The 23,684-nt window shown below is 66.5% G+C and carries 27 protein-coding genes and 1 riboswitch; of the genes, 18 read left to right on the top strand and 9 right to left on the bottom strand.

Annotated elements, in window-relative coordinates:
* Nucleotides 1-6: 6 nt before the first annotated feature.
* From DT069_RS20195 to DT069_RS20160, 8 genes are all read left to right on the top strand, one after another.
* The gene (locus tag DT069_RS20195; RefSeq protein WP_119462134.1) at nucleotides 7-621 is read left to right on the top strand and encodes a cytochrome c oxidase assembly protein; all 615 of its coding nucleotides are present in this window, start codon (nucleotides 7-9) and stop codon (nucleotides 619-621) included.
* A 35-nt stretch (nucleotides 622-656) separates the two neighbouring features.
* Nucleotides 657-1,481, top strand: a complete 825-nt coding sequence (locus DT069_RS20190) for a cytochrome c oxidase subunit 3 (RefSeq protein ID WP_119462133.1) — start codon at nucleotides 657-659, stop codon at nucleotides 1,479-1,481.
* A gap of 20 nt (nucleotides 1,482-1,501) precedes the next feature.
* Nucleotides 1,502-1,864 (top strand): DUF983 domain-containing protein, encoded by a 363-nt coding sequence (locus tag DT069_RS20185; protein WP_119462132.1) that lies wholly within the window; start codon nucleotides 1,502-1,504, stop codon nucleotides 1,862-1,864.
* 43 nt (nucleotides 1,865-1,907) lie between these two features.
* Nucleotides 1,908-2,681: an SURF1 family protein gene (locus DT069_RS20180; RefSeq protein WP_119462131.1), complete on the top strand. Its 774-nt coding sequence runs from the start codon at nucleotides 1,908-1,910 to the stop codon at nucleotides 2,679-2,681.
* Between the two features lie 22 nt (nucleotides 2,682-2,703).
* Entirely contained in the window at nucleotides 2,704-4,200 is a 1,497-nt protein-coding gene (locus DT069_RS20175) for a carboxypeptidase M32 (protein WP_119462130.1), read from the top strand.
* Nucleotides 4,201-4,310: 110 nt separating this feature from the next.
* Nucleotides 4,311-5,717: a threonine synthase gene (gene thrC / locus DT069_RS20170; RefSeq protein ID WP_119462129.1), complete on the top strand. Its 1,407-nt coding sequence runs from the start codon at nucleotides 4,311-4,313 to the stop codon at nucleotides 5,715-5,717.
* 8 nt (nucleotides 5,718-5,725) lie between these two features.
* Nucleotides 5,726-6,994, top strand: a complete 1,269-nt coding sequence (locus DT069_RS20165; protein WP_119462128.1) for a M16 family metallopeptidase — start codon at nucleotides 5,726-5,728, stop codon at nucleotides 6,992-6,994.
* 57 nt (nucleotides 6,995-7,051) lie between these two features.
* Nucleotides 7,052-7,648: a GNAT family N-acetyltransferase gene (locus DT069_RS20160; protein WP_425450419.1), complete on the top strand. Its 597-nt coding sequence runs from the start codon at nucleotides 7,052-7,054 to the stop codon at nucleotides 7,646-7,648.
* A 47-nt stretch (nucleotides 7,649-7,695) separates the two neighbouring features.
* Here DT069_RS20160 and DT069_RS20155 read toward each other — a convergent pair whose 3' ends face one another.
* Nucleotides 7,696-8,277: a YqgE/AlgH family protein gene (locus DT069_RS20155; RefSeq protein ID WP_119462127.1), complete on the bottom strand. Its 582-nt coding sequence runs from the start codon at nucleotides 8,275-8,277 to the stop codon at nucleotides 7,696-7,698.
* A 109-nt stretch (nucleotides 8,278-8,386) separates the two neighbouring features.
* Here DT069_RS20155 and DT069_RS20150 point away from each other — a divergent pair, with 109 nt between their 5' ends.
* Nucleotides 8,387-10,570, top strand: a complete 2,184-nt coding sequence (locus DT069_RS20150) for a protein-disulfide reductase DsbD family protein (protein ID WP_425450418.1) — start codon at nucleotides 8,387-8,389, stop codon at nucleotides 10,568-10,570.
* A gap of 116 nt (nucleotides 10,571-10,686) precedes the next feature.
* Nucleotides 10,687-11,169 (top strand): peroxiredoxin, encoded by a 483-nt coding sequence (locus DT069_RS20145; RefSeq protein WP_119462126.1) that lies wholly within the window; start codon nucleotides 10,687-10,689, stop codon nucleotides 11,167-11,169.
* 146 nt (nucleotides 11,170-11,315) lie between these two features.
* Here the strand turns inward: DT069_RS20145 and rnhA are convergent, their stop codons facing one another.
* Genes rnhA through ispH form a run of 3 tightly spaced genes read right to left on the bottom strand, consistent with a single transcriptional unit; the run spans nucleotide 11,316 to nucleotide 13,710 of the window.
* Nucleotides 11,316-11,774 carry a ribonuclease HI gene (gene rnhA, locus DT069_RS20140; protein WP_119462125.1) on the bottom strand — a complete coding sequence of 153 codons (459 nt, stop codon included), beginning with the start codon at nucleotides 11,772-11,774 and terminating at the stop codon, nucleotides 11,316-11,318.
* Nucleotides 11,774-12,736 carry a homoserine kinase gene (locus DT069_RS20135; protein ID WP_119462124.1) on the bottom strand — a complete coding sequence of 321 codons (963 nt, stop codon included), beginning with the start codon at nucleotides 12,734-12,736 and terminating at the stop codon, nucleotides 11,774-11,776. The genes rnhA and DT069_RS20135 overlap by 1 nt, the downstream gene beginning before the upstream one ends.
* A 29-nt stretch (nucleotides 12,737-12,765) precedes the next feature.
* The gene (ispH, locus tag DT069_RS20130; RefSeq protein ID WP_425450417.1) at nucleotides 12,766-13,710 is read right to left on the bottom strand and encodes a 4-hydroxy-3-methylbut-2-enyl diphosphate reductase; all 945 of its coding nucleotides are present in this window, start codon (nucleotides 13,708-13,710) and stop codon (nucleotides 12,766-12,768) included.
* Nucleotides 13,711-13,953: 243 nt separating this feature from the next.
* On the opposite strand from ispH, the gene DT069_RS20125 reads away from it, so the two are divergent.
* From DT069_RS20125 to DT069_RS20090, 8 genes are all read left to right on the top strand, one after another.
* Nucleotides 13,954-14,481 (top strand): hypothetical protein, encoded by a 528-nt coding sequence (locus tag DT069_RS20125; RefSeq protein WP_119462122.1) that lies wholly within the window; start codon nucleotides 13,954-13,956, stop codon nucleotides 14,479-14,481.
* 121 nt (nucleotides 14,482-14,602) lie between these two features.
* Nucleotides 14,603-14,709: riboswitch (glycine riboswitch) on the top strand.
* Nucleotides 14,710-14,893: 184 nt separating this feature from the next.
* Entirely contained in the window at nucleotides 14,894-16,024 is a 1,131-nt protein-coding gene (gene gcvT / locus DT069_RS20120; protein ID WP_119462121.1) for a glycine cleavage system aminomethyltransferase GcvT, read from the top strand.
* 12 nt (nucleotides 16,025-16,036) lie between these two features.
* The gene (gene gcvH, locus DT069_RS20115; RefSeq protein ID WP_119462120.1) at nucleotides 16,037-16,414 is read left to right on the top strand and encodes a glycine cleavage system protein GcvH; all 378 of its coding nucleotides are present in this window, start codon (nucleotides 16,037-16,039) and stop codon (nucleotides 16,412-16,414) included.
* Entirely contained in the window at nucleotides 16,414-17,757 is a 1,344-nt protein-coding gene (gene gcvPA, locus DT069_RS20110; protein WP_119462119.1) for an aminomethyl-transferring glycine dehydrogenase subunit GcvPA, read from the top strand. The genes gcvH and gcvPA overlap by 1 nt, the downstream gene beginning before the upstream one ends.
* Nucleotides 17,757-19,286, top strand: a complete 1,530-nt coding sequence (gcvPB, locus tag DT069_RS20105; RefSeq protein ID WP_162913321.1) for an aminomethyl-transferring glycine dehydrogenase subunit GcvPB — start codon at nucleotides 17,757-17,759, stop codon at nucleotides 19,284-19,286. Before gcvPA ends, gcvPB begins: the two co-directional genes overlap by 1 nt.
* Before the next feature lie 70 nt (nucleotides 19,287-19,356).
* Nucleotides 19,357-20,091 (top strand): COG3650 family protein, encoded by a 735-nt coding sequence (locus DT069_RS20100; protein ID WP_162913320.1) that lies wholly within the window; start codon nucleotides 19,357-19,359, stop codon nucleotides 20,089-20,091.
* Nucleotides 20,070-20,591, top strand: coding sequence for a GNAT family N-acetyltransferase (locus DT069_RS20095; RefSeq protein ID WP_119462117.1), 522 nt, complete (start codon nucleotides 20,070-20,072; stop codon nucleotides 20,589-20,591). Before DT069_RS20100 ends, DT069_RS20095 begins: the two co-directional genes overlap by 22 nt.
* A gap of 52 nt (nucleotides 20,592-20,643) precedes the next feature.
* Nucleotides 20,644-21,033, top strand: coding sequence for a YidH family protein (locus DT069_RS20090; RefSeq protein WP_162913319.1), 390 nt, complete (start codon nucleotides 20,644-20,646; stop codon nucleotides 21,031-21,033).
* A 117-nt stretch (nucleotides 21,034-21,150) separates the two neighbouring features.
* Here DT069_RS20090 and DT069_RS20085 read toward each other — a convergent pair whose 3' ends face one another.
* The 5 genes from DT069_RS20085 to DT069_RS20065 form a co-directional block, all read right to left on the bottom strand.
* Nucleotides 21,151-21,639: a F0F1 ATP synthase subunit B family protein gene (locus DT069_RS20085; protein ID WP_119462115.1), complete on the bottom strand. Its 489-nt coding sequence runs from the start codon at nucleotides 21,637-21,639 to the stop codon at nucleotides 21,151-21,153.
* Complete coding sequence (locus tag DT069_RS20080; RefSeq protein ID WP_119462114.1) at nucleotides 21,639-22,130, bottom strand: F0F1 ATP synthase subunit B family protein; 492 nt, start codon at nucleotides 22,128-22,130, stop codon at nucleotides 21,639-21,641. Before DT069_RS20080 ends, DT069_RS20085 begins: the two co-directional genes overlap by 1 nt.
* A gap of 69 nt (nucleotides 22,131-22,199) precedes the next feature.
* A complete protein-coding gene (locus tag DT069_RS20075; RefSeq protein WP_119462113.1) occupies nucleotides 22,200-22,427 on the bottom strand; it encodes a F0F1 ATP synthase subunit C in 228 nt (75 codons plus the stop codon).
* Between the two features lie 56 nt (nucleotides 22,428-22,483).
* Entirely contained in the window at nucleotides 22,484-23,299 is an 816-nt protein-coding gene (locus tag DT069_RS20070) for a F0F1 ATP synthase subunit A (RefSeq protein ID WP_119462112.1), read from the bottom strand.
* Between the two features lie 55 nt (nucleotides 23,300-23,354).
* Nucleotides 23,355-23,678, bottom strand: a complete 324-nt coding sequence (locus DT069_RS20065; protein ID WP_119462247.1) for an AtpZ/AtpI family protein — start codon at nucleotides 23,676-23,678, stop codon at nucleotides 23,355-23,357.
* Nucleotides 23,679-23,684: the final 6 nt, after the last annotated feature.

The following is a 23,684-nucleotide window of genomic DNA, read 5'->3' as shown; positions in this document are numbered from 1 at the left end:
TCGAGGATGAGTAGGACAACCGCGAGCAAGAATCTGAGCGTCATGGCCATACTCCTCGGCGTCGTCGCCGGCATGGTTGGGCTCGCCTTCGCATCCGTCCCGCTCTACCGCCTGTTCTGCCAGGTGACCGGCTATGGCGGCTATACGCAGCGGGCCGATGCGGCGCCCGATGTGGTCAGCGATCGGCTGATGACGGTCCGCTTCAATGCCGACGTCGACGACCGTCTGCCCTGGTCCTTCTATCCGGAGCAGCGGAAAGTCACGATGCCCATCGGCGAGACCTCGCTGGCCTTCTACAAGGCGGAGAACCGGTCGAGCCGGGCCGTGACCGGCACGGCGACGTTCAACGTGACGCCGGCCAAGGCCGGCCAGTATTTCGCGAAGATCGACTGCTTCTGCTTTACGGAGCAGACCCTGCAGCCGGGGCAGAGCGTCGACATGCCGGTCAGCTTCTTCGTCGATCCGGCGATCCTCGACGATCCGAACCTGGACGAGGTCAAGACGATCACGCTGTCCTACACCTTCTTCGAGGCGCTCGATCAGCCGGATGCCGCGCCGGAGGTCAGCAGCGCAACCGGTGCGAACGACACGAATTCAGCAAGAGAAGGCTCAGTCAATTGACGGCCGCCGTACCACATAGCAAGGATAAGCAAGGGATGAGCGACACGCACGCCGCCGGTCATCAGCACAAGCACCCGTACCACCTGGTCGACCCGAGCCCTTGGCCGGTATTCGGCTCCTTTGCCGGATTCGTCGCGGCGGTGGGGCTGGTGCTCTACATGCACGACTACACGCCCTGGGTGCTGCCGATCGGCGTTTTCCTGATCGCGCTGACGATGTTCATGTGGTGGCGCGACGTGATCAAGGAGGCGACCTACGAGCGCCTGCACACGCCGATCGTGAAGATCGGCTTGCGCTACGGCATGGCGCTGTTCATCGCCTCCGAGGTGATGTTCTTCGCCGCCTTCTTCTGGGCCTATTTCAACGCCGCGTTGTTCCCGACCGAAGCGATCGGCTCCGTCTGGCCGCCGGAGAACATCCGCACCTTCGATCCCTTCGACATTCCGCTGCTGAACACGTTGATCCTGCTAATGTCTGGCGTGACCGTCACCTGGGCGCACCACGCCCTGCGCGAGCGCGACCGCCAGGGTATGCTGCAGGGGCTGGCCCTCACCGTCATGCTCGGTGCGATCTTCACCGCGCTTCAGGCGTATGAGTATGCCCATGCCGCGTTCGGCTTCACCGACGGCATCTATCCGTCGACCTTCTTCATGGCGACCGGCTTCCACGGCTTCCACGTGATCGTCGGGACGATCTTCCTGATTGTCACCTTCTGGCGTGCCTACAAGGGGCACTTCACCCCGGACGAGCATTTCGGGTTCGAGGCCGCCGCCTGGTACTGGCACTTCGTCGATGTCGTCTGGCTGTTCCTCTTCGTCTCGATCTATATCTGGGGCGCCGGAACGCCGGCCGCGCATTGAGGCCGGGCAGGCATTGAGTCATGCAGGCAGGTGGGTACCATCTGCGGCAGTCGCCGTTCCGGACCGGGCTCGCCTGCCGCTGCCCACGCTGTGGCCGGGGACGGCTATTCACAGGCTTCCTGACGCTGCGGGCGACATGCCCGGTCTGCAGCCTCGATTACAGCAAGGCGGACACCGGCGACGGCCCGGCGGTTCTGATCATCCTTCTGCTCGGCGCTCTCGTCGTGCCGATGGCGCTGGTTCTCGAAGCGCAGGCCGGGCCGCCCTTCTGGGTTCACGTGCTGATCTGGCCGCCGCTGATTCTCGGCGGCGCGCTTGGGCTGCTGCGGCCGATGAAGGCTGTCATGGTCGCGCTGCAGTTCCGCCACAAAGCAGGGGCATAGCCGCGGCCGAACCTCGCGCCGCCACCATGCCGATTGCCCAGTCATGACATCGATGAAGTTCCGCCCGATCTTCTGGCCGACTGTCTTCACCATCCCGGCGGTGTTGATCCTGCTCGCGCTCGGCACTTGGCAGCTTCAGCGCATGCAGTGGAAGGAGGCGCAGATCGCCGAGCGCGTCGAGCGGACGACCTCGGCACCCATCCCGCTGCCGCGGGGCGATGACCTGTCGGCGGACGAGCGCGACGCCCTCCAGTACCGCCGCGTCGTCGTCACCGGCGAGTTCCTGCATGATCGCGAGATGTACCTCGCCGCCCGCTCGATGCGGGGCAATCCGGGTTATCAGGTGGTGACGCCGTTCCGGCTCGCAGAACCTGGGCCCGGGGCAGACCCTGGGGCAGACCCCGGGGCAGACCATGTGCTGATCAACCGCGGCTGGGTCCCGATCGACAACAAGGACCCGGCGACGCGACAGCCCGGGCAGATCGAGGGGCAGGTGACTGTCGACGGGATCATCCGGCTGGACGGCCGGCCCGGCTGGCTGGCACCCGACAACCAGCCGGAGGACAATATCTGGTTCTGGGTCGATCTGCCGACGATGGCGGCGCATGCGGATCTTGCCGGCGATGTGGCGCCGGTCTATCTCGATGCCGGCAAGGCCGAGGTCCCCGGCACTTATCCGCTCGGCGGCCAGACCCGCATCCAGCTTCCCAACGACCATCTGCAATATGCGCTCACCTGGTACAGTCTGGCGGTCGCGCTCGTGGTGATCTACCTTGTCTATCACCGGCAGAAGCCGGAACAGGAAGCTTCCCAGTAGGAATCTCCCAGTAGGAGTCTCGATGTCCGCCTATCAGGAGCTTGAACGGCGCTTCCATCGGCTGCGCGCGCTGCGCGACGCGACCGGGGTGCTGCATTGGGACATGTCGACGATGATGCCGTCGGGCGGGGCCGCGGCGCGGGCGGAACAGCTCGCCAGCCTGCAGGTTGTCTGCCATGGCATCCTGGTCGATCCGGCCTTGGCCGATCTGATGGACGAAGCCGGCGCGGGGGTGGAGGCGCTCGATCCGTGGCAGGCGGCAAATCTGCGCGAGATGCGGCACCAGTGGATCCACGCCACGGCTGTCGATGCGAAGCTTGTCGAGGCGCTGTCGAAGGCCGTCAGCCTCTGCGAGACGGTCTGGCGCAAGGCTCGCCCGGCGGCGGATTTCACCATGGTGCGGCCGGCGCTAGCCGAGGTTCTCGCGCTGGTGCGCGAGGCCGGTCAAGCCAAGACGGCCCGTCTCGGCTGCTCGACCTACGAGGCGCTGCTCGACGAATATGAGCCGGGCGGGCGGACGGTGGAGATCGACCGCATTTTCGACGATCTCGCCGCCTTTCTGCCCGACTTTCGCGAGGCCGTGCTGGCGCGCCAGCGGACGCTGCCGGACTCGATCGAGCCTGCCGGGCCGTTTCCCGTCGCGGCGCAGCGCGCGCTCGCCGAACGGCTGATGACGCAGCTCGGCTTCGAGTTCGATCACGGGCGGCTCGACACCAGCCTGCATCCGTTCTGCGGCGGCGTGCCGGACGACGTCCGCATCACCACGCGCTATGACGAGTCCGATTTCGCCTCGGCCCTGATGGGCGTGCTGCATGAGACCGGCCATGCGCTCTATGAGCGCGGCCTGCCGGTCGATTGGCGCTTTCAGCCGGTCGGGCAGGCGCGCGGCATGAGCGTGCATGAAAGCCAATCGCTGCTGATCGAGATGCAGGCCTGCCGCTCGCGCTCCTTCATCGAGTATCTGGCCCCGCTGCTGCGCCAGACCTTCGCCACCGGCTCTCCTGCGCGAGCCTGGGATGCGGAGAACCTCTATCGCCTCTATACACGGGTGGAGCCGGGCTATATCCGGGTCGACGCCGACGAGGTGACCTATCCGGCGCATGTGATTCTCCGCTATCGGCTGGAGAAGGACATGATCGCCGGCGCGCTCGACCTGGCCGATCTACCGGCGGCCTGGAACGCCGGGATGCAGGACCTGCTCGGCATTACGCCGCCCACCGACCGCGAGGGCTGCCTGCAGGACATCCATTGGTTCGACGGTGCCTGGGGCTATTTCCCGACCTATACCCTGGGCGCGATGACGGCGGCGCAGCTCTTCGACGCCGCCCGCCGCGCCCACCCCGAAATTCCCAAGGCGATCGCCCGCGGCGATTTCACGCCCTTGCTCGGCTGGCTTCGGGAGAAGGTCCATTCGAAGGGCTCGCTGCTGTCGACCGACGATCTGCTGCACCAGGCTACCGGCCGACCGCTCGATCCGGCGATCTTCAAGCATCATCTGCGGAGCCGCTATCTCGATTAATGACAAGGGATGACGTGCCCTGGTCGGTGTTGCACCGTCAGGGGGCGGTCGATAGTCTAGGCCGCCTTTAGTCCAGGCCCTAAATCCGAACTGGATCGGAGCACCTCCTGTTGCGTTATATCAGTACTCGGGGCGCCGCCCCGGCACTTGCCTTCGACGAAGCGTTGCTGGCCGGGCTGGCGCGCGACGGGGGCCTTTATGTGCCGGAAAGCTGGCCGCAGTTCAGCGCCGCGGATATTCGGTCCCTGTCCGGTCTCGACTATGTTGAGTTGGCGGTCCGCGTGATGGCGCCGTTCCTCGGCGGCCGGATTCCCGAGGCGGACTTCGCCGCCCTCGTCGAGGACGCCTATGCCGGCTTCAACCACGCCGCCGTGGTCCCCCTGAAGCAACTCGACGGGCGGACCTGGCTGATGGAGCTGTTTCACGGCCCGACGCTGGCTTTCAAGGACGTGGCGATGCAGCTCCTCGGGCGGCTCTTCGACTATGTCCTGCGCCGGCGTGGCGAGCGCGTCACCATCGTCGGCGCGACCTCCGGCGATACGGGATCGGCGGCGATCGAGGCCTGCCGCGACCGCGACACGATCGATATCTTCATTCTGCACCCCCTCGGCCGTGTCTCGGAGGTGCAGCGCCGCCAGATGACGACTGTCGATTCACCGAACGTCTGGAACATCGCGGTCGAAGGAACGTTCGACGACTGCCAGGATCTGCTGAAAGCGATGTTCAATGACGCCCAGTTCCGCGACGAGATGAACCTGTCGGCCGTCAACTCGATCAACTGGGCGCGGGTGATGGCGCAGGTCGTCTATTACTTCGCCGCGGCCGTCGCACTCGGCGCGCCCGAGCGGGCGGTTGCCTTCGCCGTTCCGACCGGAAATTTCGGCAATGTCTATGCCGGTTATGCGGCCCGCGAGATGGGCTTGGCGATAGACCAGCTGGTGATCGGCTCCAACAGCAACGACGTGTTGACCCGCTTCCTGGCGACCGGCCAGATGACGATCGAGTCGGTGCGCCCGACCTTGAGTCCGAGCATGGACATCCAGGTATCGAGCAACGTCGAGCGGCTCCTGTTCGACCTCTATGAGCGTGACGGCGTGGCGCTCTCCAAAGCGATGGCGAGCTTCCGCCGGAACGGCCGTCTCGCCGTCGGCGACGACCGCTGGCGCGCCGCCAGGGCGCTGTTCGACGGCTTCCGCTTGGACGACGCCGACACGCTGCAGGCGATCGCCGAAGTCTACCGCCAAAGCGGCGAGCTACTCGATCCGCACACCGCGATCGGCGTCGCCGCCGGCCATGCCTGCTATCGCCGCCATGGGGCGGTGCCGATGGTCGCGTTGGCCACCGCGCACCCGGCCAAGTTCCCCGAGGCGGTCGAGCGGGCGACGGGCCTTCGACCGGCGATGCCGAACCGTCTCGCCGACCTGTTCGGACGGCCGGAGCGGGCCGATATCCTGCCGAATGATCTCAGGGTCGTGCAGGCCTTCATGCGCGACCGTCGCACCAAGGGGGGCGCGTGAGCGAGAGTATGATCGAAGACACCGGCATTCGCGTCACCACGCTCGACAACGGCCTGCGCGTCGCCACCGACGCGATGCCGGCGGTCGACACGGTCTCGCTCGGCATCTGGGCCGGCGTCGGCACGCGCAACGAGCCGGCGGCGGTCAACGGCGTCGCGCATCTGCTGGAGCATATGGCCTTCAAGGGGACGGATCGGCGCTCGGCGCGCGACATCGCGGTCGAGATCGAAGCCGTGGGCGGCCACCTGAACGCCTACACCTCGCGCGAGCAGACGGCCTACTATGCCAAGGTCCTGGTCGAGGACCTGCCGCTCGCGGTCGACATCATCGCCGACATTCTTCAGCATTCGACCTTCGACGAGGGCGAGCTGGCGCGCGAGCGCGCCGTGGTGCTGCAGGAGATCGGGCAGGCGGAGGACACGCCGGACGACATCATCTTCGACCATTTCCAGGAGACCGCCTATCCCGGCCAGGCGCTGGGCCGCCCCGTGCTGGGCTTGGCCGAAATCGTCGGCAGCCTTCCGCGCGAGGCGATCCGCGGCTATCTGCACCGCCACTATCGCGCCGATCGCCTCGTTCTCGCCGCCGCTGGGCGGATCGAGCACGACCGGCTGGTCGAACTGGCCGCCGCCGCGTTTCGAAACCTGCCGACCGGAGAACCGGAATCGATCGAGCCGGCTCGATACCAGGGCGGCGACTTCCGTCAGCCCCGCGATCTCGAACAGGTCCATCTGGTCCTCGGGTTCGATGGCGTCGGATACCGGGACCCGGACCACTATGCCGCGTCGGTGCTGTCGACATTGCTCGGCGGCGGCATGTCGTCGCGCCTGTTCCAGGAGATTCGCGAGAAGCGTGGTCTCGTCTACAGCATCTACAGCTTCGCTTCCGCCTATACCGATGGCGGGCTGTTCGGCATCTATGCCGGGACCGGCGAGACGGAGGCGGCGGACCTGGTTCCGCTGATCTGCGATGAGCTCGTCCGGTTGCCCGAGACGCTCGATGACGAGGAGATCCGGCGTGCCCGCGCGCAGCTCAAGGCTGGCATCCTGATGGCGCGCGAGAGCACCGGCGCGCGCTGCGAGCAGCTGGCACAGCATTTGCTCGTGTTCGACCGGCCGTTGTCGACCGCCGAGGTCGTGGCGAAAATCGATGCCGTCGATGGCCCGCAGTTGAGCCGTGTCGCGCGTCGCTTGGCGGCGAGCCGGCCGACCGTGGCGGCGCTTGGCCCGATCGATCGGGTCGAGGCGTTCGACGCCATCGCCGCCCGGCTTCGCTGACGGAGAGATCATGGACGGGTCCCCGGCGCGGGGTCTGCCGATCGGCGGAGAGGGCCGGTGATCCGCTTCGGCTGGACGCGGTTTTACATTCCGCGCACTGCCAAGCTCACCGGACCGCGCGTTTATCTCTCTCCGCCACGCTTCGCGGATTGGCACGCCTGGGCGGACCTGCGCGCCCGCAGCCGCGATTTCCTGATTCCATGGGAACCGGCCTGGTCGTCCGATGCTCTGGGACGGGCAGCCTATCGCCGGCGGCTGCGGCATATCGCGCTCGAATGGCGCGACGATGCGGGCTACAGCTTCGCGATCTTCCGACGCGAGGACGACGCGCTGCTCGGCGGCGTCACGCTCAGCAACATTCGCCGCGGCGTCGCCCAGACGGCGAGCCTCGGCTACTGGATCGGGGCGCCCTTCGCCCGGCAGGGCTTCATGACCGAGACGCTCCAGAGCCTGCTGCCCTTCGCCTTCGATCGTCTCGGGCTGCACCGGATCGAGGCGGCCTGCCTACCGCACAACGCAGCCAGCCGCGGGCTATTGACGAAGATCGGATTCCGCGAGGAAGGCTATGCCCGGGCCTATCTGAAGATCAATGGCAGCTGGCAGGACCACGTGCTCTACGGGCTGCTGCGCGACGATCCGTGGCTGAAGAAGTAAGGGCAGGTTTCAAACCCGGCCCTTGCGATAGGATCAGGGCGACAGGATCAGGCGTGTCCGGCTTCACCGGACAGCTGGTTGATGTCGATGCCGATCTTGCCGATGGCATGTTCCCACTTTGTGTCGAGATCGTTGCCGAAAATGAGCTGCTCGTCCGGGGGGACGGAGAGCCAGCCGTTCGCCTGCATCTCGGCATCGAGCTGGCCCGGCCCCCATCCGGCATAGCCGAGCGCGAGCAGGCTGTGCCGCGGCCCGGTTCCGTCGGCCATGTCTTTCAGGATGTCGATGCTGGCCGTCAGCGCCACGCCCTCGTCTACGAGCATCGTCCCGTTATGCACGTAATCCGCCGAATGCAGGACGAACCCGCGGCCCGACTCGACCGGCCCGCCGAAATGCACGCGGATCTCCTCGCCCAGGTCGCCGCTGTCGATTCCGAGCTGCGCCAGCAGGGCCGGGAAGCTGATCGACTCGACCAGCCGGTTGAGCACCAGCCCCATCGCCCCATCGGCATTGTGCGCGCAGACATAGATGACCGTCCTGGTGAACCGGACGTCCCGCATCTGCGGCATCGCGACCAGCAACTGACCGGTCAGATAGCCATTCGTTGAAAATGCCGAATTCATAGTCATTTAGCTAGGATCTCCGGCAACGGATCGCAAGGATATCGGTGGTCTGTCGAGTGATTATACACGGATTTGTGAGGCCGGAAGGCTGCCGGATGCCTTACAATCGCAATCCATGAGCAACGCATCCGAATATCCGGCTCGGAGGCCCTCCGGCCCGGGCTCCACCCGGCGGTTCGTCGCGGCGGCGTTTGCCGCTGTCCTGATGGCCCTCCTGCCGATTGCGGTTTCCGCCGAGCAGGGGGCGGCGTCCGATTGGGCCCATACGGATCAGACAGCTGTCCGGCTGGTCTCGGCGGTCGCGGGCGTCGGCGATCTCGACGCGATTCCGCTCGGCCTTCAGTTTACGCTGAAGCCGGGCTGGAAGACCTACTGGCGTTCGCCGGGCGACGCCGGCATTCCGGTGACGGTGGATTGGACCGGATCGGAGAATCTGGCCTCGGCGGACATGGCCTGGCCCGTGCCGCACCGTTTTACCCTGTTCGGACTCGACACCTTCGGTTATGAGCGCGAGGTGGTGTTTCCGATCGCGGTCCGCCCGACTCGGGCCGGCGAGCCGGTCAGGTTGCGCGCCGCGGTCAATTATCTGGTCTGCGAGCAGATCTGCATCCCCCATCAGACGGTGCTCGCGCTCGATCTTCCCGCGGGACCGGCGAGCCCGACGGGCCACGGTCAATTGATCGACCGCTTCGCCGATCAGGTCCCGGGAGACGGCGTCGCGCACGACCTTCGTCTCGAGCGGATCGGCCTTACTGGCGGCCCGGAGGCCCCGGTGCTGGAGGTGGTGGCGCAGTCGCGCATTCCCTTCGCGGCACCGGATCTGATCGTCGAGGGGCCGCCCGGCCTCTATTTCGCCGCGCCGGAGGTGACGCTGAGCGACGGCGGCACCCGGGCGGTCCTGCGGGCGCCGGTAACCCTTGATGAGGGGGCGCCTGCCCTGACCGATGCCTCGCTGACCCTGACGCTGGTCGACGGCACACGCGGTCTGGAGCGGGACGTGGCGAGCCTTGCCGCCGGACCGGGGCATTCGGCTCCATTGGCCGCCTCTACGGCGCTTCTGCCGATGCTGATGGTGGCCCTGCTGGGCGGGCTGATCCTCAATTTGATGCCCTGCGTCCTTCCCGTCCTTTCATTGAAGCTTCTGGGAGTCGTCGGTCATGGTGGCGGCGCGGCGCGCGCCGTCCGCGCCTCGTTCCTCGCTTCGGCCGCGGGTGTACTTGTTTCGTTCCTGGCGCTCGCCGGCGTTCTGGCGTCCCTGAAGATGGCGGGGGTGGCGGTCGGCTGGGGTATCCAGTTCCAGCAGCCACTGTTTCTGGTCGCCATGGTGCTGATGCTGACGCTCTTCGCCTGCAATCTGTGGGGCTGGTTCGAGATCCCGCTGCCCGGCTGGCTAGGCGGGGTCGCCGGCGGCAAGCCGGGCGCGCCGGAAGGGCACGGCCTGGGCGGTCATTTCGTGACTGGCGCCTTCGCGACGCTCCTGGCGACGCCCTGCTCGGCGCCGTTCCTCGGCACCGCCGTCGGCTTCGCCCTGGCGCACGGCGGCGGCGAAATCTTCGCGATCTTCGCCGCGCTGGGCCTGGGCCTCGCCGCGCCGTACCTTCTGGTCGCGGCGGTTCCGTCCCTGGCGACGCGGCTGCCGCGTCCTGGCCGCTGGATGATCACGCTCCGGCGCATCCTGGCCGTCGCCCTGGCGGGGACCGCCCTGTGGCTCCTGAGCGTTCTGGCGGCGCAGATCAGCCCGACGGCGGCCCTGCTGGTTGGCGGGCTGATGCTGGCAGTCGCCGGCGCACTCTGGGCCCGTCGCCGACTGCCGGATGGATTCCGCCTTGCGACGCCGGCGGCGGTCGGCCTGTTGGCCCTGGTCGCCTTTCTTCTGCCGGCGGAGATGTCGGAGCGGCCGGCCGCTGCCGAGGTGGAAGTGGGCGAAGGGCTGTGGCGGCCCTTCGAGGCCGCGCAGATCGCGGAGTTGGTGGCTTCGGGGAAATCGGTATTTGTCGACGTGACCGCCGACTGGTGCATTACCTGCCAAGTGAACAAGCGCATGGTGCTGGGGTCCGCAGATGTCGCCGAGCGGCTGGCCGGCGAGGGCATGGTCGCGATGCGTGCCGACTGGACGCGTCCCGATGACGCGATCGCCGCCTATCTCGCCTCGTTCGGCCGCTACGGAATTCCGTTCAACGTCGTCTATGGCCCCGGCGCGCCAGAGGGTGTTCCGCTTCCCGAATTGCTGACCGAGGGCACCGTGCTCGACGCGATCGACCGAGCCGACGGACGGGCGGCCGGGCGGGCTGGGGGCTGACGCCGATCGGATTCTGACTCTGGACAGAAGTCGCGGCATGCCTATGTTTCGGAAGCGGCCAGCCAAGGCCTCGATGTTCCGGTTCTCAAAGTTCTTAAAAACGAAAGGACGCAGTCATGACGATCAAGGTCGGCGACAAGATCCCCTCGGTCACCCTGAAGGCGATGCAGGACGGCAATATGAAGGCGGTCACCACCGACGAGCTGTTCAAGGGGAAGAAGGTGGTGCTGTTCGCGCTGCCCGGTGCCTTCACGCCGACCTGCTCGGCAAAGCATCTGCCGGGATTCGTCCAGAACGCGGACGCGCTCAAGGCGAAGGGCGTCGACGCGATCGCCTGCCTGTCGGTCAATGATGCCTTTGTCATGAACGCCTGGGGCAAGGACCAGAAGGTCGAGGACAAGGTGATGATGCTGGCCGACGGCAATGGCGAATTCTCGCGGGCGGTCGGCCTCACCATGGACGGCACCGGCTACGGCATGGGCGAGCGCTCGCAGCGCTATGCCATGGTCGTCGACGACGGCGTGGTGAAGACGCTCAATGTTGAAGCCCCCGGCGCCTTCGAGGTGTCGAGCGCCGAGGCGGTCATGAAGGCGCTTTGAATTGTACCCTCTCCCAGTTTGCGGGGAGAGGGAGGGATCCGCAGAGCGGGAGGGTGAGGGGTTATCCAAAAATTCATTTGCGCGCGTCCGCGCGCAAGCCCCTCCCCTTGGTCCCGTCCCGCAATAAGAGGAGTAGACTCCGTGCTCTAACGACCGAAGCGCTTCAACCCGTCGCGGGCCAGCGCGTCGGCGCGCTCGTTCTCGGGGTGTCCGGCATGGCCGCGGACCCAGTGCCATTCGATCCGGTGCGGCAGGGTCGCCGCTTCCAGCCGCTGCCACAGATCGATATTCTTGACCGGCTTCCGGTCGGCCGTCTTCCAGCCCTTGGCTTTCCAGCCGCGCAGCCATTTCGTGATGCCGTCACGCAGATACATGCTGTCGGTGTGGATGCGTACCGTGACCGGTCGCTTCAGGCTCTCGAGCGCCTGGATCGCCGCCATCAGCTCCATCCGGTTGTTCGTCGTCGGTGATTCGCCGCCGCTCAGCTCCCGTTCGACGCCGTTGTAGCGCAGTACCGCGCCCCAGCCGCCGGGCCCTGGATTTCCACTGCAGGCACCGTCGGTATAGATGTCGACGACTCGCCCCTCTTCTGATTTCGCCGCCATTATTCCAATCCGTAAGCGCCGGGGCCGCGCACCTCGGTGTGGAAGCGCAGCTTGTGCAGATATTCGAGCGGATCCTTCGGCTTGACGAAGGCCCCTACCGGATGATGCAGCCAGTCATAGAGTCGGGTCAGCAGGAACCGGATGGCGCTGCCGCGCGCCAGGATGGGCAGGGCGGCAAGCTCGCTCACCGGGAAGGGACGCACCTTCCGATAGCTCGCCAGCATCAGCCGCGCCTTGGTCGTATTGAAGCTGCCGTCCGCCTCGAAGCACCAGGCATTGAGGCAGATCGCCAGGTCGTAGGCGAAGAAGTCGTTGCAGGCGAAGTAGAAGTCGATCAGGCCGGAGAGCCGGTCACCGAGGAAGAAGACGTTGTCGGGAAACAGATCGGCATGGATCACGCCGGTCGCCAACTCCGTCGGCCAGCAGGATTCGAGCTTTTCGAGCTCCGCCGAAAGCTGATCGGCGAGGCCCGGCCGAACCTCGTCGGCGCGGTCCGCGCAGGCCGCGAACAACCGCCGCCACCCGGCGAGCGACAGGTCGTTGGGCCGGGCACCATCGAAGCTGCTGCCGGCCAGATGCATGCGGGCGAGGGTCTCGCCCAGAAGCTGGCAGTGGCGCGGCGTCGGACGGCGCGGCCACATCCCTTCGAGAAAGCTGATGATCGCCGCGGGCCGGCCGCACAGCTCGCGCAGGGCGTCGCCGTCGCGGCCCTTGATCGGGGTCGGGCAGGCGATGCCATGGGCGGCCAAATGCTCCATCAGGCCGAGGAAGAACGGCAGATCCGCCCGCGCCACCCGCTTCTCGTAGAGAGTGAGGATGTAGGAGTCTTCGCCGGCGCGCAGCAGGAAGTTGCTGTTCTCGACGCCTTCGGCGATGCCCTTGCAGGAGATGACGGGCCCGATCTCGTACTGCGCGACGAACGCCTCGAGCTCGCCGTCGGGAACTTCGGTGTAGACAGCCATGGCGCGCTCAGGCCCCGTGCAGGAAAAAGCTATGCACTAAGCGCCCGCGGCAGCTTGAAATGGACGTCCTCACGGCTGACCACGGTCTCCTCGATCGTGACCGTGAACCGCTCGCGGCAGGCGGCGATCACTTCCTCGACAAGCGTTTCCGGTGCCGAGGCGCCGGCGGAGACGCCGAGCTTGCCGACGCCTTCGAGCCAGCGCCAGTCGATCTCCTCGGCGCGCTGCACCAGCAGCGCGCGCGGGCAGCCGGCGCTCTTCGCCACTTCCACGAGCCGCACCGAGTTCGAGGAATTGGGCGCGCCCAGAACCAGGACTGCATCGCATTGCGCGGCGATAGCCTTGATCGCCTGCTGCCGGTTCGTGGTGGCGTAGCAGATATCTTCCCGCTTCGGCCCCTGGATCTCGGGGAAGCGGCGCTGCAGCACGGTAATGATGTCCGCCGTGTCGTCGACCGACAGCGTCGTCTGTGTGATGTGGGCGAGATTGTGCGTATCCGCCGGCTGCACGCTTTCCGCCTCCGCGCGCGTCTCGACCAGCGTGACCGCGCCGGGTGGCAGCTGCCCCATGGTGCCAACGACCTCGGGATGGCCGGCATGGCCGATCAGGATGATGTGCCGCCCCGCCGCATGATGGCGCTCGGCCTCGCGATGAACCTTGCTGACCAGGGGGCAGGTGGCGTCGAGATACAGCATGGCGCGCCGCTTCGCCTCCTCCGGCACCGATTTCGGCACGCCATGGGCGGAGAATACCACGGGCGCGTCGTCGGGCACCTCGTCCAGCTCGTCGACGAATACCGCGCCCTTGGCCTCCAGGCTTTCGACCACAAAACGGTTATGGACGATCTCGTGCCGGACATAGACCGGCGCGCCATAGGTCTCCAGCGCCTTCTCGACGATCTGGATCGCCCGGTCGACGCCGGCGCAAAATCCACGCGGCGCCGCCAGCAGGATGGTCAGCGGCGGACGTTCCATGATTCCTGTCCCAATCCGAACGGCTTAGGTCCTCTCGGCCAAGCCCTCGGGAACCAAAACCTCTGGGGCTAAGCCTTGTGCGGCAATCCGTCGTTCTCTAAAGTTCCCCGCGCAACGGGCCGGGATCCGGCGGAACGACGCTGCCCGGAAATTAATACAGTCGCCAGCGTGAAGGAAGGGGAAGATGTCAGGAGCGATCCCGGCGCGGAAGGCGCCCTGTGCCACGGTCGAGGCTAGCGCATCGTGACACGGCTTTCCTCCTCCCTGCCGGCCGTGCTGCTGTCGGCTCTGGCCCTCGCCGGTTGCGGTTTGACTGGGGAATCAGCCCCACCGCCGCCCTGTCCCCGGATCGTTGCCCTTGATGGTGCCGACTCGCTGACCCGATTCGCCGGGGCTGGCCGCGACCTGACCGACATTGCCTTCGAGGCGGAGATTGCCCAGCTGACCGGCAGCTGCAGTTATGACGATGAGGGCATCGACGTCACGTTTCAACTTCGCATTATCGCCGCGCGCGGACCCGCGGACACCGACCGCCGCGCAGCCTTCGGCTATCTCGTCGCGGTCGCCGACCTAGACCAGCAGGTCCTCAGCCGGGAGGGCTTCGACACGGCGATCGAATTCCCCGGCACCGCCACGCGGGCCAGCATCATCGAGGAGGTGGAACGGCGCGTTCCCCTCGCCGAGGGCCGGACCGGGGCCGACTATGTGATCTATGTCGGCTTCGAGGTGAGCCGCGAGGAGCTCGAGTACAACCGGCGGCAGGGCTCATAGAGCGGGTTACCAAGCTGCCCGGTTGCCCGATCTTGACTCCTGTTCGCGGCGCATTGTTTGTCATCATGGCTTTCCGGCTTGACCGGGCGGGCAAGTCCGGGGAAGCTGGGATACCACGCTAGCGACCCCTGTGGGAGAGATCGGCCGGGACAGATCGTCCATGTCCCGCCGGCGCCGAAGGAGCAACCGCCCCCGGAAACTCTCAGGCAAAAGGACCGCAGGGGGAAGCACTCTGGAAAGCAGGCGCGCGGCGGCCGGGTCGGATCGGCGCCGCTCGTCTCACCGAAGAGGTAAACCGGGGCGACCGGCGCAGTCTGCCGGGCCGGTGAATCTTTCAGGTTCCGAAGACAGAGGGGGCTCACGAGACGCCGAGAGGCGTCCGACGAGTTCGCAACCCTGTCGGAGGACGGCCTTGACCAATAACACCGACACCACTCCCTCGAAGCGCACGCCGCTTTACGTCCTGCACCAGGAGCTGGGCGCGAAGATGGTGCCGTTCGCCGGCTATGACATGCCGGTGAGCTATCCTGCCGGGATTCTGGCCGAGCATAAGCAGACACGGGCCGCGGCCGGGCTGTTCGACGTCTCGCATATGGGGCAGGCCCGGATTATCGCCGGAACCGGCTTCGCGGACGCCGCGGCCGCGCTCGAGACGCTGGTGCCCGGCGACATCCAGGGGCTGGCGCCGCTGCGGCAGCGCTATACCCTGTTCACCGACGAGACCGGCGGCATTCTCGATGATCTGATGGTGACGAACGCCGGCGATCATCTGTTCCTCGTCGTCAACGCCGCCTGCAAGGCACAGGACCTCGAGCATCTCCGCACCCGTCTCGGTGACCGATGCACGGTGCAGGAGCTTGCCGACCGCGCTTTGCTGGCGTTGCAGGGGCCGGCCGCTTCATCGGTGCTGGGCCGCTTCGCGAAGGCGGCGGAAACCATGCCCTTCATGTCCGTCGAGGATCTGCTGATCGGCGGCATCGCCTGCTTCGTCTCGCGCTCCGGCTATACCGGGGAGGACGGCTTCGAGATCTCGGTCGCCGGCAAGGAGGCGGAGCGCTTGGCGCGTCTTCTGCTCGCCGAGCCGGAGGTGAAGCCGGTCGGCCTCGGCGCACGGGATTCGCTGCGCCTCGAAGCGGGGCTCTGCCTCTACGGTCAGGACATCGACCGGACGACGACGCCGATCGAGGCGGGGCTCGCCTGGACCATCGGCAAGCGCCGGCGTGCCGAGGGCGGGTTTCCGGGCGCGGAAATTATTCTGGAACAGCTGCGTGCAGGCGCGCCGCGCCGTCGCGTCGGCATCAGGCCCGAGGACCGGACACCGGCCCGCGCCCATACCGAAATCCGTGACGAGGCGGGGCGGCGCATCGGCGAAGTCACCAGCGGCAGTTTCGGCCCCAGCGTCGGCGGCCCGATCGCGATGGGCTATGTCGAGAGCGGCTCCGCCGCTGAAGGCACCGCCCTGCGCCTCGCCGTCCGCGGCCGGGATCTGCCGGCCAGAGTGGCGCCGCTTCCCTTCGTGCAAACTCACTATTATCGAGGCTGAAAGGACAGACCAATGAGCAAGGAGCGCTATACCGAAGAGCATGAGTGGATCCGGGTCGATGGCGACGTCGGAACCATGGGAATCACCGTCTACGCCCAGGAGCAGCTTGGCGACGTCGTCTATGTCGAGCTGCCGGAGGTCGGCCGCAAGGTCGAGAAAGGCAAGGAGATGGCCGTCGTCGAGTCGGTGAAGGCGGCAAGCGAGATCTACGCCCCGGTCAGCGGCGAGGTGGTCGAGGTGAACGAGGCGCTGACCGCCGACCCGGCCACGGTCAATCGCGACGCGGCGGGCGACGGCTGGTTCGTCAAGATCCGCCTGTCCAACACAGGGGAGCTCGACGGCCTGATGGACGAGGCCGCCTACAAGAGCTACGTCGAAGGGCTGCATTGATGCGCTACCTGCCCCTGACCGACGCCGACCGCCGCGCCATGCTGGCGACGATCGGCGCGCCGTCGGTCGACGACCTGTTCCGCGACGTGCCCGAACGCGCGCATCTCAAGACCCCTGTCGACCTGCCGAACCACCAGGGCGAGATGGAGGTCGAACGCGCGATCGCGGGCCTCGCGGCGAAGAACCTAGGCGTCGGCGCCGCTCCCGCCTTTCTCGGCGCCGGCGCCTACAAGCATCACGTTCCGGCCGCGGTCGACTATCTGATCCAACGCGGCGAGCTGCTGACCTCCTACACGCCCTATCAGCCGGAGGTGTCGCAGGGGACGCTGCAATATCTGTTCGAGTTCCAGACCCAGGTCGCGCTGATCACCGGCATGGATGTCGCCAACGCCTCGATGTATGACGGCGCGACGGCGACGGCCGAGGCGGTGATGATGGCGAACCGCGTGACCCGCCGAAGCCGGGCCGTGCTGTCCGGCGGCCTGCATCCGCACTACCACGAGGTGACGCAGACCCACGCGCGGTTCCTCGGTTTCGAGCTTGCGATGGCGCCGCCCGATGCGCGCGGCACGGAGGATATCATCGGCCTGATCGACGACAAGACCGCCTGCGTCGTCGTCCAGAACCCCAGCTTCTTCGGTCATGTTCGCGACCTCCGGAAGCTTGCCGAGGCCTGTCACGCCGCCGGCGCGCTGCTCGTCGTCGCAGTCGGCGAGGTGGTCTCGCTCGGCGCGCTGATGCCGCCGGGCGCGATGGGCGCCGACATCGTCACTGCCGAGGGGCAGTCGATCGGCAATGCACTCAGCTTCGGCGGGCCGTATGTCGGTCTGTTCGCGACGCGCGAGAAATATGTCCGCCAGATGCCGGGCCGCCTTGCCGGCGAGGCGGTGGACGCCGATGGGCGGCGCGGCTGGGTGCTCACGCTCTCGACCCGCGAGCAGCATATCCGGCGCGAGAAGGCGACCAGCAACATCTGCACCAATTCCGGCCTCTGCGCGCTGGCCTTCACGATCCATCTGTCGCTGCTGGGCGAGGCCGGCTTCACCCGGCTGGCGGCGCTCAACCATGGCAAGGCGGTGCAGCTCGCCGATCGCCTTACCGCGCTCAAGGGGGTCGAACTGCTGAACGACAGCTTCTTCAACGAATTTACCGTCAAGCTGCCGCGCCCCGCGGCCGAGGTGGTGGATCGGCTGGCTGAGCGCGGCATTCTCGGCGGCGTGCCGGTCTCGCGCCTCTATCCGGACGAGGCCGATCTTGCCCCGCTGCTGCTCGTCGCCGCGACTGAAGCCAACAGCGACGCCGACATGGACGCCCTCGCCGGCACGCTCGAGGAGGTTCTGTGATGGACCGCAATCCCGTGACCGGCACCTTCAGCGGCAATCGCGGCCTGCAGATCGAGGAGCCGCTGATCTTCGAGCAGGACCGGCCCGGCCGCACCGGCGTCGATCTGCCGGAGCCTCCGAAGATCGAGAGCCGGCTCGGCGGGCTTGATCGCCAGGGGGCGATCGGTCTCCCCGGGCTCTCCGAGCCGCAGGTGGTGCGGCACTATACCCGGCTCAGCCAGAAGAACTACGCGATCGATATGGGGCTCTATCCGCTCGGCTCCTGCACGATGAAGCATAATCCGCGGCTGAACGAGAAGCTCGCGCGGCTGCCCGGCCTGGCCGATCTGCATCCGCTGCAGCCGCGCCGCACAGTGCAGGGCGCGCTGGAGCTGATCGACACCCTGGCGCACTGGCTGAAGACGCTGACCGGCATGCCGGCGGTGGCGATGTCCCCGGCTGCCGGTGCCCATGGCGAACTCTGTGGTATCATGGCGATCCGCGCCGCGCTGGAGGCTCGCGGCGATCCGAGGCGGCGCATCCTCGTGCCCGAATCGGCGCACGGCACCAACCCGGCCACGGCGGCGGCCTGCGGTTATGCCGTCGAGGCGATCCCCGCGAACGAGCGCGGTCGCGTCGACCTCGCCGCCTTCAAGGAGGCGCTGGGGCCCGACGTCGCGGGGATCATGATCACGAATCCCAACACCTGCGGCCTGTTCGAGACCGACATTCTCGAGATCGCCGAGGCAATCCATGGCGTGGGCGGGTACTTCTACGCCGACGGCGCGAACTTCAACGCGATCGTCGGCCGGGTCCGGCCCGGCGATCTCGGCGTCGACTGCATGCATATCAACCTGCACAAGACTTTCTCCACTCCGCATGGCGGGGGCGGCCCCGGCAGCGGGCCGGTGGTGCTGTCGGAGGCGCTCGCGTCCTTCGCGCCGCTGCCCTATGTCGTCCACGGAGCCGACGGCTTCCGGCTGGTCGAGCAGGACGGTGACCCCGCGGCGACCGGCAAGGCGTTCGGCCGGCTGAAGAGCTTCCACGGCCAGATGGGCATGTTCATCCGGGCGCTCGCCTACATGATGAGCCACGGCGCCGACGGGCTGCGCCAGGCCTCCAGCGATGCGGTGCTGAACGCCAACTATCTGATGGCCAGCCTGCGTGACGAGCTGACGCCGGCTTTCGACGGCCCCTGCATGCATGAGGTGCTGTTCGACGACCGGTTCCTCAAGGATACCGGCGTCTCCACCTTAGATTTTGCCAAGGCGATGATCGACGAGGGCTTCCATCCGATGACGATGTACTTCCCGCTCGTCGTCCATGGCGCGCTGCTGATGGAACCGACCGAGACGGAGAGCAAGGATGCGCTCGACCAGTTCATCGCGGTGGTTCGGGCACTGGCGCTGCGCGCCAAGGCGCGGGATGCCGTGTCGTTCCAGGAGGCGCCCCGGCTCACGCCGCGCCGGCGGCTCGATGAAACCGCCGCCGCGCGCAATCCGGTCCTGCGCTGGCGCCCGCCGCAACCGCGAGGAGAGGCGGCGGAGTAGAGGCATCGAACGGCCGGTTTGGACAATCCGTCGCGAGGCTGTAGTCTGTCTGACGTGGGGAGGGGGCCGCGTGACGATGATTTCGACCACCATCGAACAGATGGGATGCCGCCGTTTGCGGGGGCTTCGGCGGGCATGGCTCCTGCCCGTGGGCCTCGCCCTTTTGAGCGCCTGCACGGCCAAGGACGCGCGACAGGCGAGTGAACCGGTGGTCGCTTCCGAATCCGTCGAAACTTCGGGGGTGACGACGATCGTCTATGAATGCGAGCCCGCCTTTGAGTTCGTTGCGCAACTGAAGGACGGGCAGGCGGAGCTGTTCCTGCCGGATCGAACGCTCACCCTTCAGCGCGCGCCCGCATCGACGCTTGCGATCTATGGCGGCGAGGGGGGCACGGCGTTTTCGATCTTCGGCGAGAGCGCGCGTCTCGAGGTCGCTCCGGATCGGTCCTATAGCTGCGCAAGCGATCCCGGGCGGGCGGTCTGGGAAGCAGCCCGGCTCCGGGGTGTCGACTTCCGGGCCACCGGCAACGAACCGGGATGGCTCCTGGAGATCACGGAGGGAGAGACAATCCTGTTCGTCACGGATTACGGCGAGCGCCGATATGAGTTTCGAACTCCCGAGCCGCGCGTTCATCAGAAGGTGGCGATGACCGTCTTCCAAGCCGGAAATGATGCGCATGCGCTGTCCGTCACCCTCCGCGGCGAAGGGTGCCAAGATACGATGAGCGGCGCGATGTTCGATACACGAGTTTCAGTTCGCCTTGACGAGGATGACTATACGGGATGCGGAAAGACCCTGCGTTAGCCGTCGATTTCATCGTTCGACCGGCCACGCCTGAAGACGCCACCACCATCCTGCGGCTGGTGCATGAGCTGGCGGCGTTCGAAGGCGAGCCGCCGTCGAGCGTGAAGCTCGCCGAAGCCGACATCCTGCGCGACGGTTTCGGGCCGGAGCCGCGCTTCGAGGTGCTGCTCGCCGAATCCGACGGCATCGCGGTCGGCCTCGCCCTGTTCTTCGCAACCTGGTCCACCTGGGAGGGCCGGGCGGGCCTGTATGTTCAGGATCTCTATGTCGGCGAGCAGGTCCGCGGTCATGGCCTCGGCCGTCGCCTCCTCGCCGAGGTCGCGGCGATCGCCGAGGCTCGCGGCTACACGCGGATCGATCTCAGTGTCCTCGACTGGAATCCGGCGCGTCAATTCTATGAGCGGCTCGGCTTCACCGAGATGGCCGAGTGGCGATCCTACCGGCTGGACGCCGCCGCAATCGCAGAGCTCGCAACGGAGGCCGGAGCTAAGCAAGGATAGGGCGCCGATAAGGCTGGGCGAACGCGGATTGCGCGCTGGGAGAGCCGGCAAGATGAACGACCTGCACGCCTCATCCGAGCCGGAGACCAGGACTGACCTTGCCGAGGATCGCACCGAATACGCGGCGGACCGAACCGCCTTGGCCAATGAGCGAACCTGTTCGGCCTGGATTCGCACCGGATTGGCAGCCTTGGCCGCTGGCCTCGGCGTCGCCCGCTTTCTCGGCGGCACACTGCCTGAGTGGGCGGTCGAGATCATTGCCGCGATGCTGGTTTTGTGTGCCGTCGCTGCATTCAGCTTCTCGGCATGGCGCTATCACGGTTTGCAGGCCCGTTTGCAGCGCGCCCGAGTTCGCTCGATCCCCTTTCCTTTGATTCTGATGCTGAATGGCGTGCTGATCCTGGCCGCGGTCGTCGGCCTTGTCGGTCTCTGGTTCGGTTGACAGGAATCGTCAGACGGATCAGTTCAGGACGGGGCGGGCACTTACCGATAATCAAAAAAATGGCCGGGACGAGCCCGGCCATCTGGCACCCAGTGGAACGGCGCGTCGGACCGCGTCCTAATGCAGTTGCTTGCTCAAGTCGGTGATGGCCGAGTCGACCAGGGCGCCGGCCTGATGCGCGTCGATCGTGTCGGAGAGCAGGCGGGTCGTCGCGCCGATGGCGACATCGACGGCCCGGTTGCGGACATCGGCGATCGCCTGTGCTTCAGCCTGGGCGATCTTGTCCATAGCCATCCGCTCGCGCCGGGCGAGCGCCGCGTCGAGATTGGCGGAGGCCTCGCGCTGCATCCGCTCGGCCTCGGCCACGGCATGGGCCAGAACGTCCTCGGCTTCCTTTAGCGCGTCGCGCTGCTTGCGCTGGTAATCGGCAAGCAGGCTTTGGGCCTCCTCACGCAGCTTGCGCGCTTCATCGAGCTCCGCCTTGATGCGGCTGCTTCGGCTGTCGAGATTGCCGCCGATCATGCGCCCTGCCGGCCGTGCGACGAGTACGACAAAAATCACGAACGCAACGGCAACCCAGAACCTCGGATCCTGTAGGAGTTCCATCAGCTGCGCGCTCCAATCGCGGAATCGACCGCTGCTTCGATCTGCGCCGGCGGTACCTTGGTATCGGTGAGCTTGGTCATGACGGCTCCCGCGACGTCGGTTGCGATCGTCCGCAACTCCGCCATGGCTGCGGTCTTGGTTGCGGCGATGCGCTGTTCGGCCTCGGCGCCGCGCTCGGCCAGAGTCGCGGCGAATGCTTCCTCGCGTTTCGCTGCTTCGGCGGCGATCGCCGCGGCTGCCTTCTGCAGCTCCGCCTGCGCCTGGGCTCGGGCATCTGCCTGCGCCTTGTTATAGGCGGCAAGCACCTCGTCCGCTTCGGCCTTCAGCTTCTCGGCCTTCTCCAGATCGCTCTGGATACGCTGCTCGCGATTCTCCAGCACTCCGGAGATGCGCGGCAGCACGATCCGCGCCATGAGGAAATAAAGGATGGTGAAGGTGATCGCGAGCCAGACAAGCTGCGGCGCGAAGAATTCGGGATTAAGCTGCGGCATCGGTCGTCCTGCGGTTCAGGAGCCACGCCGGAGGCATCCGGCGTGGCTACCGTCATAGATGGTCCGAAATCAGACCGCGAAGAGCAGCAGGAAGGCGATCAGCAGCGCGAACAGCGCGATGGCTTCCGTGAGCGCGAAGCCGAGCAGCACGTTGCCGAACACCTTCGGCGCTGCCGCAGGGTTGCGCAGCGCGCCCGAGACGAAGCTGCCGAAGATATTGCCGATGCCGACGCCGACGCCAGCAAGTGCGATGGTGGCGAGGCCGGCGCCGATGAGCCTGGCGGCTTCTGCTTCCATGATCTTTCCTCTCTCTTCCGTAGGGGTCGTGGGTTGAAGGCTGACGGCGCTTCGCCTCAGTGATGCGGGTGAAGTGCGTCGTTGAGATAGATGCAGGTCAGGATAGTGAAGACATAGGCCTGCAGCATAGCGATGCCGACCTCGAGCCCGGTCAGGGCAACGATGAAGGCAAGTGGCGCCCAGCCGCCGAGGATGCCGAGCGCGATCACGAACCCGCCGAACACCTCCAGCATCGTATGTCCGGCCATCATGTTGGCGAACAGACGCAAGGAGAGGCTGACCGGGCGCGTCAGATAGGACAGCAGCTCGATCACCACCATCAGCGGCAACAGAAAGATCGGAACGCCCGACGGCACGAACAGCTTCAGGAAGCTGGCGCCATGCCGGATGAAGCCGATCGCCGTGACGCCCAGAAAGACAACGGCGGCAAGCGCAAAGGTCACGATGATATGGCTGGTCACCGTGAAGGAGAAGGGGATCATCCCGATCAGGTTGGCGAACAGGATGAACATGAACAGCGTGAAGATGAACGGAAAGTACTTCCGTCCTTCGCTGCCCGCATTGTCGCGGACCATCTTGGCGATGAACTCGTAGCTGAGCTCCGCCATCGACTGCCACCGGCCCGGCACCAGCGCGCGCCCGCGCATGCCGACCGTCAGGAACAGCGTGATCGCCAGCACCGCGATTATCATGTAAATCGCGGAGTTCGTGATCGACACGTCGATGCCGCCGATATGCATCGGGATCACGCGTTCAATCTCGAACACCGACAGCGGGCTGTGGCCACCGTGAGCCGCCTCTGCGCCGCCGTGGCCCGCCTCAGCGCCATGGCTCTCCGCTCCAGCGAGGCTTTCCGGGTTCTGCTCTTCCATGACGCCGTTCTGACCCTATCGTTCTTCTTTGCGCCGGACGGGGCCCGGCTTGTCCTTATCCGCGATCGTCAGGATCGAGGCGGTTGATCCGCCGGGCGAGCCTGAACACGTTCAACATTCCCGCGCCCGAGCCGAGGAAGAAGAACAGAACCATAAGGAACGGCCCGGTCCCCAACCAGCGATCGAGAAGCCAACCGATCCCGCCTCCGACGACCAATCCCGCCACCAGCTCGACGCCTGCCCGCAAGGCGACGCCGAATGTCGTCTGCGGCACACCGAGCGGCCCACCTCGATCGCCCTGGTCTTGCGACGTCCGTTTGCGCAAATCGCGCAACCGCGTCTCGAAGTCCTTCGGCGGCGGAGGCTTATCCTCAGTCATCGGCTT

The organism is Virgifigura deserti, from assembly GCA_003576685.1.
Classification (GTDB): Bacteria; Pseudomonadota; Alphaproteobacteria; order Dongiales; family Dongiaceae; genus Virgifigura; species Virgifigura deserti.
This window is presented reverse-complemented; position numbering and strand designations above follow the sequence as displayed.